The following is a 13,958-nucleotide window of genomic DNA, read 5'->3' on the forward strand; positions in this document are numbered from 1 at the left end:
AATTTTTTGTAAATTAAGGGGTTTTTTAGTTATAACACCTAAGCAATTTTATAAAATTTGAATAAGATACGATGTGCATTGTTATTTAAATCATAATAGTGTACGACATACAGTATAAATGAATGAGGTGATTAACGCATGGGTTCTTTGTTGGATACATTCACGACGGAACTAAGAAGAGGAACACTCACATTGGCCGTTTTAAGTCAATTACGTACGCCCCAATATGGCTATTCACTCGTACAGCAGCTTGAAAATGCCGGTGTAATCATTGAGCAAAGTACATTGTATCCTCTATTGCGACGATTAGAGAAACAGGAACTCGTATCGAGCAGCTGGGACACAAACGAAAGCAGGCCGCGGAAGTTTTACGTATTAAGTGACTACGGAATTGAGGTTTACAAGCAATTAATGGATGAATGGAAAAAGATGACACTGGAACTAAAATCATTATTACAAGGAGATGAAAACATTGAATCTGATTGAGGTTTATGTGTATGAAGTAACTAAAAGGCTTCCTATTAAGACACGGGATGATATCGCCCTGGAGCTTAAGTCTACCATCGAGGATATGCTCCCGGAAAATTATGCGGAAGTAGATGTGAAGGACGCACTTTCGAAACTTGGTGATCCGGCAGTGCTCGCTGCAAGTTATCGTGATACACCTATGTATTTAATTGGACCGAATCTATATGATATTTACATTCTGACAATGAAAAGGGTAATACCATGGGCCATTTTGATTACAATCTCCATCCATACTTTCGAGAGTATTGTATCTTTTGAAGGTAAAGAAGCTATTCTTTCTGCAGCCATTAACTCCTTTGGGATTATAATCGGCAATGTGATAAATGTGCTCATTCAAGTGTTCTTTTGGTTCACGATTGTATTTGCCGTCTTTGAGAGAGTTGGCTTATCAAACTCTGACCTGCAACATAAAAAGAAATGTGATACATGGACGCCAGAAGATCTAAAGAATGTCAAAATCATACCCAAGAAAAAAGCAATATCAAAAGGCGATGTTATTTTCGGCTTCATCTGGATAGCCATTTGGGCCATTGCTTATTTCTATGCTGACCATCTTGTTGGCATTTATCGATCAATTGATGGAAACGTATTACAGTTCGTTATGCCTTTTTTTAATCAGGATACCTTGTTGTCCTACTGGCCGATCATCGTGATTTTTATCGTTTTGGAAGTAGGTTTGATCGTTTATAAATGGACAGCAGCAAAATGGACGATGAAGCTTGTAACCATGAATGCGATCATTCGTTTATCAAGCGCGATTACTTTTATCGTCATCGCTAGCAATCCACAGTTGCTAAATCAAGAAATCATCCCCTATATGGCGGATGTGTTTGAAACTACTTCTTCAGCTGTAGCTTATTCATTGGAATGGATCTGGAAGATCATCGCAGCGTCCTTCATTGTCTCCATAATAATTGAAATATTCCAGAGTTATCGTAAAGCAAGAATAAGATAATACTAGAAAAACCACAGTCTGCCATAAAATCAAATAATCCAAAGTCGGTGCATGACACTTATTGTGCTAATGTTTTAGCACAATGGGTGTTATGCACCAAAATTATCACCCTAATCCATTACCTCGTCATTTTATCTGCATACAAACTACGCTCTTTGATTTGGTTTTTAATTTTCTTGATAAAACTAATGAGCGAAGTACTTTCTGATTGTTGAGCCCCATACTTTCTAACATTCACTGCCTCTTCATTGACTTCACAATCCCCCAGAACCAGCATATATGGAATCTTTTGCATCTGGGCTTCTCTTATTTTATAGCCCAGTTTTTCATTGCTTTGATTAATTTTCACCCTTACTCCTGATTGTTTCAGCTCCGACTGAACCTTTAAACAGTAGTCTAAATGAACTTGTGAAACAGGGATGATTTGTACTTGAACCGGTGCTAGCCAAACAGGAAAGGCACCGGCAAAATGCTCGATTAATATGCCAAAAAACCGATCAATGGATCCATATATAGCACGATGAATGACAACGGGACGAACCTTTTCATTCTTTTCACTAATATATGTTAAATCAAATTTTTCTGGCATCTGAAAATCAAGTTGGATTGTCGCACATTGATGGCTCCGTTTTAGTGCATCTTTAATATGAAAATCAATCTTCGGTCCGTAAAATGCCCCGTCCCCTTCGTTTAAGTGGTAATTAATTTCTAACTTTTCAAGGACATTCTTTAATGCTCCTTCAGAAATTTCCCAAATGCTGTCATCCCCTAAAGATTTCTCGGGTCGAGTAGAAAGCTCCACCGAATATTCGAAACCAAAAGTGCGGTACACTTGGTCAATGAGCGAAAACACCTGTTTAATTTCACTTTCAATCTGATCCTCACGAACAAAGATATGTGCATCATCCTGACAAAACGTCCGAACCCGAAACATTCCATTTAAGGCACCACTGGATTCATGGCGATGAACTTGACCAAACTCTGCCATTCGAATTGGTAAATCTCGATAGGAGTATAGGCTGTTTTTAAAAATTAGCATATGGCCAGGGCAATTCATTGGTTTCATCGCAAATTTTGTCTCGTCGACATCGGAAAAATACATATTTTCATGATAATGGTCCCAATGGCCGGAGTCCTCCCATAATCGTTGGTTCATCATAAATGGTGTCCGAACCTCTTCATATTTTGCCTTTATTTGAAGTTCCCGTGAAAAATTTTCCAACTCATTGCGAACAATTTGTCCATTCGGTAAATAAAATGGCATTCCCGGTGCTTCTTCAGAAAACATGAATAAGTCTAATTGTTTCCCTAACTTCCGATGATCACGTTTAGCTGCTTCTTCTAAGAAATGTAAATATTCCTGTAGGTCCTTTTTCTTTTGAAATGCCACTCCATATACTCGTTGAAGCACCTCGTTTTGACTATCTCCTCGCCAATAAGCCCCTGAAACCCGAGTTAATTTAAATGCTTTGATTAATCCAGTCGATGGAAGGTGTGGCCCGCGGCAAAGGTCGATAAATTCTCCTTGTTGATACAGAGTGATTTTTTCATCTTTCTGGATGTCATTTAGTAGTTCTAGCTTATATGGCTCGCCTTTTTCTTCAAATACCTTTTTAGCTTCCTCATATGTTACTTCCATTCGCTTTATTACTAAATTCTCGTTGATGATGTTTTCCATTTCTTTTTCAATCGATCGTAAATCATCGGATGTCAAACTATGTTCTAATTTCAAATCATAGAAGAATCCGTCTTCAATGACGGGTCCGATACCTAATTCCACATTACCAAAGCGCCTTTTCACGGCTTGTGCCAATACATGCGCTGAAGTATGCCTTAAAACATGCAATCCTTCTTCCGATTCTTGAGTAAAAATAGCGAGTTCCCCATCCTCTTCTAACTTGAAGCCTAAATCCACCAGTTGTTCATCAAATTTCCCAACCACCGCATTTTTTCGTAAATTAGTGCTAATCGACTCGGCCACATCCTCAACTGTAATGCCTTGAGGAAACTCCTTTATTTTTCCGTCTGGAAATTGAATGTTAATCCATTTTTCACTCATAACTATATTCCTCCCTAAAAAATAATAAAAAAAAACACGCTCATCCCTATAGCAAGGGACGAGCGTGTTTAAACCCGTGGTTCCACCCAATTTCCCATAAGTAATCGATACCTTATGGCTTTGGTGCTGTAACGCAGCATTAGACGATATTGGATACTTTAGTTCCCCAATACAGCTTCAAGGCGGTAAATTATTTTTCTAAGTTAGGAAGATCGCAGCTCTCCTTCCCTCTCTGAAAACCAAAAAAATAATTCATGTCCTTTTCATAGCTTTTATTATTTTGAAAATAAAAAAAACGCACTCATCCCTGTAACAAGGGACGAGTGCGTTTACTCGTGGTTCCACCCAATTTCCCATAAGAAAAAACTTATGGCTTTGGTGCTGTAACGTAGCATGGACGGTTATTGGATACTTATTTTCCCCAATACAGCTCAGGAGGTGGTAAGATACTTGTTTGCGTTAGGAAGATTTCAGCGTTCTCTTCCCTCTCTGGAAACCATTAAAAGTAACTCATGTCCTCATCATTGCTTTTTATAAAATAAAAAATATATTTAGATTTGCTTCATAATACAATAAATTCCCAATAATAGCAACAACCTATTTTCATAGTAACTGTCGCCGCCGCTCCATAAGTGGTATCCTTTTAAAGCCTTAAAACTGCCGGCATTGATCTTGTATGCTGGGATTTACTCTTTTAATAAGTTTAATGATTTGTTTTCCTTAGTATCCATCCCTTTTTCTAACTGTGCTACCTGAAGATCAATTGTATTACCGTTGAAGTAACTTGTTACCTTTTTCTCAAGGCGTTCTAAGTAGGTTTCAATGTCCTTAAACTTTGAATAAGATTGGGATGAGTATGAATCCGATTCTAACACCTGGTTCATTCCGATGTTAGCCCGAGTTACGTTTTCTCGTCCCATTAATTCCATTCTTCGAAGCTGCATATCCTTTAATTTTCGCTTCATTTCTTCATATTTTCTTTCTAATTCTTGTAGCTGCTCCGATATTTGTGCAAGTGAACTATTTAGGCGCTCCGCACGCTCTACATATTGTTGATGCTCAGCGGTTGCAAATCGGCAGAGCTTTTCTTCTCCTGCTTTTAAAGCAATTTCCGCTTGGTACTTCCTTTTTTCGGCCAATTCCATCGCCTGGCTATACTCTCTCCTGAATTCATCCTTTAATTGAGATTGACGTTCAACCAATTTGCCCACCTTCGCTGTTTCCTGCTCGCATTGGCGGAGATATTCATTGAGCAAAGCAATTGGATTTTCTTTTTCCTTTTTTTGAAGAGTTTCGTTTAAATCAGCGACGATAACATCTTTTATTCTTGTAAATAAGTTCCCCATGTTTATCTTCTCCTTAAATCCTAGTATTTTTTTAATTCATTCCATTGCTTTTCAAAACTAACAAATGGATCTGTCTCATTTTTTTGTTCCGTATTTTTGTTTTGGTTCCAATTTTTATATACAAGATAGAGCACATATGCGGCACCTACTCCAATTAGAGCTGGTAAATGGTGAATTGTTGATGAAAGCACCATTAGGCCAATAATAATTAGCCCGATTTTCCAACCTGTTGATTCCGTCTTTAAGAACTGTTTAAAGATAAAGTATAGAATTGCTAGACTAACCAGTAATCCAACCATCGGGCCAATTGTATTAAGTAAAATAATGGCGGCAAGGCCACCTGCGAAAAGTAACGCAAATTTTTTCATTTTATTTTCCTCCTATGTTTAACAAATCATTTATCTTGATTTCATCTTACCTTTTTTCTACATGTTTCATAATTGCGCTTGAGCTTGATTTATCTCTCGGACTTAAGACCTATCTGATGTGGGACTATCAAATCAAGCATGGAAAAAGGACTAACCTCGACTGGTTAGTCCTTAAACAATGTTCAACTCATGCTGATTTCTCATAGAAACCATTCATTTTTTCCCTCCCATTATGAAATAGCCACACCATTTTGATGTTTATTCTGTTAAAAAAAATACAAAAAAGCCCCCCTAAACGGAGAACTTCGCTTTTGTTCATCATACATGTGCACTATTTGGCATCTACATTATTTAATGCCTGCCATTCCCTGTTCAACATACTCATTTCAAAATAGCTCCAATGGTCATTGCCAACTTTGCTTGCTTCCCTAATGAATCCTTCGGTTTTGAACCCGATCTTTTTATATAAGTTGACGGCCGCTTCGTTGAAATCATATACGGCTAAGCTAACTTTATGCAGATTCAATTGTTCAAATGCTATCTTTAAAAGGGCAAGAACCATCAATCTTCCAATGCCCTTTCCTTGCAGACTCTTATCACCGATTAACACTCTGCACATTCGCGCAGTTCCATTTTTACGATTAATCGTTCCTAGAGAAATGTGGCCAATTATTTTGCCTGATTCTACATAAATTACTTTATATGCTAAATTGGCTGCGTTTTCGGAATTGGACATACTTAAATATTGCTCCAGCTGTTGCTCATCCAAAGGAAATTCCATACTAGTACCGGCCCATTGAACAAGAAAATCCTGGCTATCGATCCACGACAAAAGCTGCTGAAAATCTTCTTTTTCAAAAAATTGTAACTCGATCATTTGATTTGATCCTTGTTTACCATTATTCGTAACGCTTCCGTTTCTTCAATGGCTCGTTTCAATGAATAATTCACCTTATTGATTTTTCTCCTTAAGGAAGTCTGTATGAGGTGGAATTCATGACTATTTTTTTCAACCTCCGACATTTTTCTGATAGATGATAGCGCAGGAAGTGGGCACGTTTTATTGGCCGGATCATGGTCGAAAATATCATTTTCCACATAATTAAGTGGTACTAAGATGCGTGATATCCGGATTAAACTTTGGTTTAGCTCTTTCAAATCCTCCTTTGGTAATGTATCCTTCGTTTTATGTTGATAAATTTCATTGAGCATGGTTTCTAAACTACTTAGGCGGCTTTGGGTTAGCCCCAAATCAATATGATCACTGGAAATTGCCCAATATTCATCCACCAGCTTTTTCAATTCCTTAACTGCTGCGACCTGATTGATGGGTACGATTGGATCCATCAGAACCTTGTAAATAGAAAGTGCATATATTTCACAATCCCGTTTTAAGTTTACAGGGTCAATTTTATCAATGGTATCTTCAACCGTATGCCACCACCACCCAAAACCCCCAGCTTTTTTCCCTTTAAAGAGTTCAAAAACCATTTTGGAATTTGGATCAGCGGAAATAGGTTGTTCACTCATCCCCATAAACAAAGATGGAACACCCGCTCCCCAAAAGGATTGGTCTGCATATCTGCCGTATCGGCTTCCAATGAATTTTTGTTCAGCTATTTTCCATACATACTCAGCTGCAATTTCCTTAGTTTCTGCCATGCAATTGCTTTCGCTAAGAATCGTGGCCCCTTTTCCGCCAACAGAATCGACATAAAAATGCATCACACAATTTTCATGGATTTCTTCCCAATGGCTGTCACAGTAATTTTGCGAACCTGAGTATCTGCCGTGTGAGTGTCCTGACCAAAAAGCAAATCGTAATGATCTTTTCATATTTTTTTGAAATTTGCTAAGTACTCTGGCCACTTCCATCATCGTTGCATTTGCGGAACCATTATCCATTGCACCATAATGCCAGGAATCTATATGACCACTGAACAACACAAAATGATCCGCTTCTTCATTACCCCGGATTTCCGCTGTTAATGTTGGGGTTTTAATCCATTTTGTGTCAACCCTTGCATGAAATATAACATCGTTTTCACCTTGATCAATCAGTGATCTAAGTGTTAATCCATTTTCGTTATTTATCGATACAACTGGGATTTTCGGCATTGAATCGATGTTCTCCTCGGAAGGGCTACCCCAAACAGTGGAGACAATCATTTCATGTGTGTACGGTCCATTAATAAATATTGCACCGATTGCCTTTGAAGCCTCCAATTGTAGTAGAATTTCAGGCAGGGCAATACTCTCGACAACTGCAATCCGTCCATCGACAAGCTTAAGCTTTTCCTCAGAAAATTCACCAATATAGACTGCCGTTCCTTTTAATCCTTCAACATCGGTACTGGGTGCCATCGAATGGGTAATACAAGCGATATCTTGGTTTCCTGCTACTAAACTTGCACGTCCCGGAATACTAATATAGGCATCGTGAAAGGTTAGTTTTGTTGATAGTCCATAGCTTTCCAGAGTGCGCTTGGCATATTCAAAGGCACGAAGTTCTTCCGTAGATCCAGATAACCTTACTTCCTTTGCGATTTCCCTGTTAAATTCCAGCAACTGATTGCTGTCGATTTCGCTAGTGATTTCGTATTCAATTGGACTTAATCCGCTATTCATTTATCCTACCTCACTTTTTCATCTATATATTTATCGTCAGATCTTAGATGAATATACAAGTGTCTGACCTCGTTTTAAGAGGCCAGACCCTAATAAGTAACTCATTATAGGAAAATACTATTCTTTTGACATTTTATGAAAGGGAACATACCAAGTGTTCATCGGATTAATTTGGTAGCCTTTTACATAGTCCTTAACTGGTGCACTCTCTTCTGTTTGCGCGATGAAGGCGTAGGGAATATCTTCAGCCATGATGCTTTGGATCTCTTGGTATATTTTTTCACGTTTTGCTTCATCGACGATTGTCCGCGCTTCTTCAAGGAGTTGATCTACCTTCTTATTACCGTAAAAAGCCGTATTGAATCCTGCTCCCTTGCTTGAAGAATGTGCAAGATACCATAGATTATAATCTGGATCCGCAAAATCTGGTGTCCATGCTCCAAGGGAAATATTATGACCTCCACTCGTGATTAAATCGAGGTAGGTTGGCCAGGCATATTCCTTTATAGTAACTTTAGCCCCTATCTTTGCTAGATCAGATTGGATGGTCACAGCCATATTTTTATATACTTCATCATTTTGAGAAATAGAAATTTCAAAATTTAGCTTATTCTCGTAACCTGCTTCTTTTAGTAATTTTTTTGCTAGTTCAAGATCGTATGCGTTTAATGGCGTATCCTCGTTAAATCCAAACATGCCTTTAGGAACAGCCGAGTTAACTTTGAAGGCCTTACCGAGAAATATATTTTCAATAATAGAGTCATAATTGATGCTATGAACCATTGCTTTTCTAACAAGTGGATTGTCAAATGGCGGTTTTGATTGGTTCATGTCCCCATATACAATCTTATAACTTGGAGCTGTATAAATCTTAATCCCATTCTTACCATCCATTTCAGCTAACGTTTCAGGTGACAAAGTTGTCGTATCTAATAGATCTACTTCGCCTTTTTCTAACATAATCCTTGCTGTCGATGCTTCAGGGATAATTAACAAATTTACTTTATTAAGTGTAGGCTTACCACCCCAATAATTTTCATTAGCCTTTAATACGATCTTTTGGCCACGATCCCAACCTTCAAGTGTATACGGCCCTGACCCCATTTCCTTATCTGACAAATATTTCTCGCCTAAATCATTTCCTTCATTTGCGGCTAATTTTGGATTGACGATATTTGCATACACTGTTCCTAACGTTTTCAAAAATGGTCCAAAGGCGTGATTAAGTTTAATGGTAATGGTGTGATCATCGGCAATTTCAAAGCTATTTTCATCAATGACCTCTTTAAATTGTCCAGCAGCTGATTTTCCGATTTTCATTGCTCTTATAAATGAATATTTAACTGCTTCGGCTGTTACAGGGGTGCCGTCATGAAATTTGGCATCCTTCCGTAAATGAAAGGTATAGCTCTTCCCATCCTCAGTTATATCCCATGTCTCGGCAAGCATTGGTTTAATATCTGTTGTTTCTCCATCGTAGGTAACTAAACGATCATAGAGCATATATGTGACCCGAAATGAAGTATTTGATGCAGTTCCGTGTGGATCTAAGTGAGGGATATCTTGGTTAGTAGCAAATGTGAGAACATCTTTGTTGCTCGGTTTACTATTGTCATTAGTCTCCTTGTCCACTGGCGTTGTATTTGCCTCTTCATTATATTTCGAACAACCTGCTAATGCCAATAGTATACAAAAAAGGAAAGTCGAAAAGGCACGGAACTTTTTATTCTTCATCCTCTAATCCCCTTTCAAAGTCTATTCTGCTTTATTTTATTTTCATAGATATGTTTCAATTGATATAAATTTTGCCAATCCATTTCTCTTTTGCCGACTTCTATTTCTTTTATACTACTAATTACATATTGGGTCAGTGGGAGTGATAAGTTGTAGTGGCGGCCTCGAGCAACAATGGGAGTTAGGTCGAAATCCACTTCAGTTATCCGATGCCGAATGGCCAAATCTCGCCAAATTCCACTTTTCTGTTTTTTATTTTTTGACATCCATTCAGCAAGAAAGTCCCATTCCTTATCTAATTTTTGTTGAATTTGATTTTCTCTTGGAAAGATTGATTCGGGTTTCCAGACATCGAATGACTTTAATTTTATTCTTTGCAAATGAGCTACTTCTAGTGACTCAGCACACAGCTCGATTAATGTAGGTCTTAATTCTTTTTTGAAGACTACAGCCGCCATTGTTTCATCCACAAGGGCTGTCGCATAAAGGAGAGAGGCATAAGAAAGCTTGCTCCATAAGTAACCAGGAATATTTCCAGTAACTGTTACAGGCCCCCAATTCTCGAGTAAAGCTTTTAATTCTAGAAGTCTATTGGTCCATTTTCCATCGAATTCTCCGATTGAAACAGAGGATACCCCTCCATATAGAATCCGACCTGGTTCTAAATAATCTGCTGAGAAATTAACAAAACATAATAAAGGAGTGGGTACATTTAGGTGAGGAGGAATTTTTAAGTCTGTCAGTCCGTTTTGAAAAGAGACTACTTTTGTCCCATTATTCAAAAGCGGAATTACTTTCTCAATTGCCCCTTGAGAATGCTGAGCCTTTGTGCAAATAAATACCCAATCTAATGGCCTATTAATATTTAATAACTCTTCCGGGGTGTAAGCGTCTACTCTAATTTGAAATTCCTCATCAGGACCTTCAATTCGAATTCCTTCTTCACGAACCATTACAACATGTTCCTCTTCAATGTCACAAAATACGACCTCTTCACCCCCCTTTGCTAAGTAGGCTCCCAAAACACCTCCGATAGCACCTGCACCAATGATGGTGATCATCCGCTAACACCTATCTTTCTATCAAATAATTTTACAGGTGAAGGCCAATCCAGCCTCACCTGTAAAATTATCCATTATTATTAATTTCTTGTCCGAAAAGCGTCGAACTCTTTGCCAATTAACTGACTGATTGCCTTGATAAAAGTATTGGTTGTGTGCGGTGTATCATAAAGGATAGAGAAGTATTCTTTTCTTTTTTCTTTAGGTGTCTCTTTGTAGGCATTGCCTACCATCCAACGGCCATAGTAATAACTTGGAAAATACGTTTTCTGGACTGGGTCAGAGAAGAAGCGGAATGCATTGTTTGCTTCAATTTCGGTAATTCCACCACGGTTGATCATGTAGTCGATTGTCTCTTCTTTCGTTGTTTTCCCAAGGTTATACATAAAACAAGCGTTAGTAGTGAACATTCGCTGATAGTCTAAGTAATTTCTTGCTAAAAGATATTGCTGTTTCTGATCCTCACTAACACCCGGCGTATCCTCCTCCAAGGCATCCCAGCCGAGGAAAGTAAGCGCTGTTTCCGGTCCGCCTTCAAACAATGCATTCGTTGGACTGTTGATTATATAATAGGAAGCTTCTAGTGGAAGTTTTCCTTGCTGGAATAAATAATCCCAACGACAATAAAATGCTTGATGTCCAGGATAGCCTTCATGAGTCATAATTTGGGCCAAGATAGGTTCAGTCCATGGACGGTCAATATTAAAGGTTAAATTGCCCCGGAAGTTCCCCGTGTATTTTGAATAACCACTCCAGAAAACACCGCGAATCGGTTTAATCCAATCAATTCCATCTTCTTCCGGAAGCCCGATGACCCGCTTTAATGTCCCTTGCTTGCTTAATTCGCGAAAGTTTTCGGCAACTGATGTGACTTTCTCTGGTTCAATCATGGTATCGTTGCGCCAGGCAGCCGCCTTTTCCTGTAACGTTCCTTTATACCCTAAATCAGTCAGCCCTTTTTCTACCAGTTCACCAGCATGCTCCATTTGGTTATCAGTTATCAATGTTGATGGAAGTTCCTGAATAGATGCAATCAATTGTTCATATGGTACATCATCGCCTTGCAGGCTGCGGGCAAAGTAACGGAACCCGTTTGTCATTGCCCTTACATATTCACCCTCATGTCCTTCAGTTGACGAAATCGCCTTTTCTACTTCATCAAGCACCATGCCAATTTCATCAAATGTTTTGAGTGTCGGCTTGATATCACTATAACTAGCTGTTGCTACCTCTTGGCCATGGAGTTTCTCTGTTTGTTCATTTAAGCTCACAACAATATCAACGATTTTTTCCCCAATTGGTGAATCGGTCCATCTTAGCACTACCATCTCTCCCTTTTGTGATGTATTATTTTGCAGCAATTCTCCATAGATCCTCAATATCAACTAAAATCAATTGAAGCATCATTTCGTATAACTTTTCGCCTTTCTCTGCAGTTGCACTACCTGCATCACCCAAATATCCATCTTTGAATAACACAGTCCCCATTTTTTCAAATTTGATTTTCGGATTTAACTTCGATTCGTGATTTCCAACCAGACTTGGGTTCGCAAGCTTTTCATCAATAGCGAGAATTAAAGACGTTTCGTCCTCGCCGCCATGACCCGGTCCTTTTGTAATCTCTAAAATTTGTTCCCGATAATCGACCCACCAATTAATCGTTAAAACATTCATTCCTAAATCAGCAAGTTTTTCAACAACACTAGTTAAACTGGCAATATTCCCTCCATGACCGTTAAAGAGAATGATATTTTTCAAACCATTTCTATGAAACTCTTTCCCAATCTCATACACATAAGCGGAAAACGCTTCAGCTGAGATGTCGATCGTTCCATCAAATGGCGCTAATCCCCAAGAATGCCCATAAGGCACCTCTGGCGCGATCATGACTTTCTCGCCAATTAATAAGTCTAGACGACGAACAAATTCCCTAGGGATCCATACATCTGTCCCTAACGAACAGTGTGGTCCATGTGTTTCCATCATTCCAATTGGTAAAAGGACTGTAGTCACCGTTTTTTTTACCTCTGTAAATTGCTTTGCGGTTAAATTCATCATATACATCGCAAGTTCACCTCTTCGTTTTTGGCTGCCAAATAACTTTCCGTGTCAGCTGGATTCGTTCTAAAAATAACCTAATGGATATGTTTCAAAATAATTTCTGCTAATAAAGCTGCTCTGTAAGGAAGATTCGATAAAAAAACATGTTCGTTTTCTGAATGAGCCCCATCTCCCTGTGGTCCAAGCCCGTCGATTGTTGGTATCCCAAGTCCGGCTGTAAAATTGCCATCACTTGCCCCTCCCGAAGAGCCTTCGCCAAGGTCGTAACCATGTGTATGGGCAATTTCTTTCAGCTGTTTGTATAATTCAATGACCGATTCTGTTCTTTCTAATGGATACCGTTCGATTTCCCCAGTTATTACTACCTTTGTCCCCTCGACAAAAACGGGTCGGTTCCTAATTTGCCGCGCTAGCTTTTCGGCCTGGTTCTTCTTGGTAATCCGCACATCAATCTCGGCGATTGCTTCTTTTGCAATTACATTCACTCTCGTTCCGCCATTGATAACACCGACATTGACTGATATTCCCTCCTCCCGATTGGCGAGTTTTTTTAAATCGATGATTTGAAAGGCTAATTCTTCGATAGCACTTGCACCATCCCACGCATTTATGCCGGCGTGAGCTGAAACCCCTGTTATATTTAGGGTAAATTGCCCCGCCCCCTTTCGCTCCGTTTTGACTGCGGCATGAGGACTGATACTCGATTCAGGTACAAACACAACCGAACTTTTCCTTGCTTCCTCAAGAATGATTTCCTTCGAGTGTTCACTTCCGATTTCTTCATCTGTTGTGACAAGAAAGACAACTTTTCGTTTTCCTTGGACGCCTTTTTCTCGTAACGCATTAAGTGCCCAAAGCGTGATCGCCAATCCGCCTTTCATATCAAACACACCCGGCCCGTAAAGAAGATCTCCATCTTGCTTGATGGGGATGGCTCCTTTGTCCCAAACCGTATCCATATGCCCGATGATTAAAATTTGTTCCGTTTCATCTCCTGTTCCATATGTAAATTTATACTGATTCCCTACTTCCTTTTTTTCAATCATTTCTACTGTACCGCCAACCAGGGATTCAAATTCTGCTTTTAACACATCACCACATTGGTCAACGAGCTCTTTTGTATGCGAGGGTGATTCTGTCCTTGTTAACCTCATTAATGTTTTCGTAATAGAATCTTGGTTCTCTTTTAAGAAATTTAGGATCGTTGACACCTATCCT

12 protein-coding genes and 2 other annotated features are annotated in these 13,958 nt (G+C 39.0%); of the genes, 2 read left to right on the forward strand and 10 right to left on the reverse strand.

Annotation, left to right across the window (positions count from 1 at the left end):
• Positions 1–138 precede the first annotated feature (138 nt).
• Complete coding sequence (locus tag BANVL01_RS08070) at positions 139–486, forward strand: PadR family transcriptional regulator (protein WP_066086547.1); 348 nt, start codon at positions 139–141, stop codon at positions 484–486.
• Positions 464–1,483, forward strand: a complete 1,020-nt coding sequence (locus BANVL01_RS08075) for an HAAS signaling domain-containing protein (protein WP_235845509.1) — start codon at positions 464–466, stop codon at positions 1,481–1,483. The genes BANVL01_RS08070 and BANVL01_RS08075 overlap by 23 nt, the downstream gene beginning before the upstream one ends.
• Positions 1,484–1,601: 118 nt before the next feature.
• Here the strand turns inward: BANVL01_RS08075 and thrS are convergent, their stop codons facing one another.
• The 10 genes from thrS to BANVL01_RS08125 form a co-directional block, all read right to left on the reverse strand.
• Positions 1,602–3,542 carry a threonine--tRNA ligase gene (gene thrS / locus BANVL01_RS08080; RefSeq protein WP_066086543.1) on the reverse strand — a complete coding sequence of 647 codons (1,941 nt, stop codon included), beginning with the start codon at positions 3,540–3,542 and terminating at the stop codon, positions 1,602–1,604.
• Positions 3,543–3,593: 51 nt separating this feature from the next.
• Positions 3,594–3,818: a binding site (T-box leader), on the reverse strand.
• Positions 3,819–3,854: 36 nt separating this feature from the next.
• Positions 3,855–4,076, reverse strand: a binding site (T-box leader).
• A gap of 152 nt (positions 4,077–4,228) precedes the next feature.
• Positions 4,229–4,888 carry a PspA/IM30 family protein gene (locus BANVL01_RS08085; RefSeq protein WP_066086541.1) on the reverse strand — a complete coding sequence of 220 codons (660 nt, stop codon included), beginning with the start codon at positions 4,886–4,888 and terminating at the stop codon, positions 4,229–4,231.
• A gap of 20 nt (positions 4,889–4,908) precedes the next feature.
• Positions 4,909–5,256, reverse strand: a complete 348-nt coding sequence (locus BANVL01_RS08090) for a lmo0954 family membrane protein (protein ID WP_066086538.1) — start codon at positions 5,254–5,256, stop codon at positions 4,909–4,911.
• A gap of 331 nt (positions 5,257–5,587) precedes the next feature.
• The gene (locus BANVL01_RS08095) at positions 5,588–6,133 is read right to left on the reverse strand and encodes a GNAT family N-acetyltransferase (RefSeq protein ID WP_066086537.1); all 546 of its coding nucleotides are present in this window, start codon (positions 6,131–6,133) and stop codon (positions 5,588–5,590) included.
• Positions 6,130–7,884, reverse strand: a complete 1,755-nt coding sequence (locus tag BANVL01_RS08100; RefSeq protein ID WP_066086534.1) for a M28 family peptidase — start codon at positions 7,882–7,884, stop codon at positions 6,130–6,132. The genes BANVL01_RS08095 and BANVL01_RS08100 overlap by 4 nt, the downstream gene beginning before the upstream one ends.
• Before the next feature lie 117 nt (positions 7,885–8,001).
• Positions 8,002–9,618, reverse strand: coding sequence for an ABC transporter substrate-binding protein (locus BANVL01_RS08105; protein ID WP_066086531.1), 1,617 nt, complete (start codon positions 9,616–9,618; stop codon positions 8,002–8,004).
• A gap of 14 nt (positions 9,619–9,632) precedes the next feature.
• Positions 9,633–10,679, reverse strand: a complete 1,047-nt coding sequence (locus BANVL01_RS08110) for a ketopantoate reductase family protein (RefSeq protein ID WP_066086528.1) — start codon at positions 10,677–10,679, stop codon at positions 9,633–9,635.
• Positions 10,680–10,759: 80 nt separating this feature from the next.
• Positions 10,760–12,001: a hypothetical protein gene (locus tag BANVL01_RS08115; RefSeq protein ID WP_066147792.1), complete on the reverse strand. Its 1,242-nt coding sequence runs from the start codon at positions 11,999–12,001 to the stop codon at positions 10,760–10,762.
• A gap of 25 nt (positions 12,002–12,026) precedes the next feature.
• Positions 12,027–12,743 carry a creatininase family protein gene (locus BANVL01_RS08120; RefSeq protein WP_066086525.1) on the reverse strand — a complete coding sequence of 239 codons (717 nt, stop codon included), beginning with the start codon at positions 12,741–12,743 and terminating at the stop codon, positions 12,027–12,029.
• A 71-nt stretch (positions 12,744–12,814) separates the two neighbouring features.
• Positions 12,815–13,951 (reverse strand): M20 family metallopeptidase, encoded by a 1,137-nt coding sequence (locus tag BANVL01_RS08125; RefSeq protein WP_066086522.1) that lies wholly within the window; start codon positions 13,949–13,951, stop codon positions 12,815–12,817.
• Between the last annotated feature and the right edge of the window lie 7 nt (positions 13,952–13,958).

The sequence above is a fragment of the Neobacillus novalis NBRC 102450 genome (assembly GCF_001591805.1).
Lineage (GTDB): Bacteria > Bacillota > Bacilli > Bacillales > Cytobacillaceae > Neobacillus > Neobacillus novalis.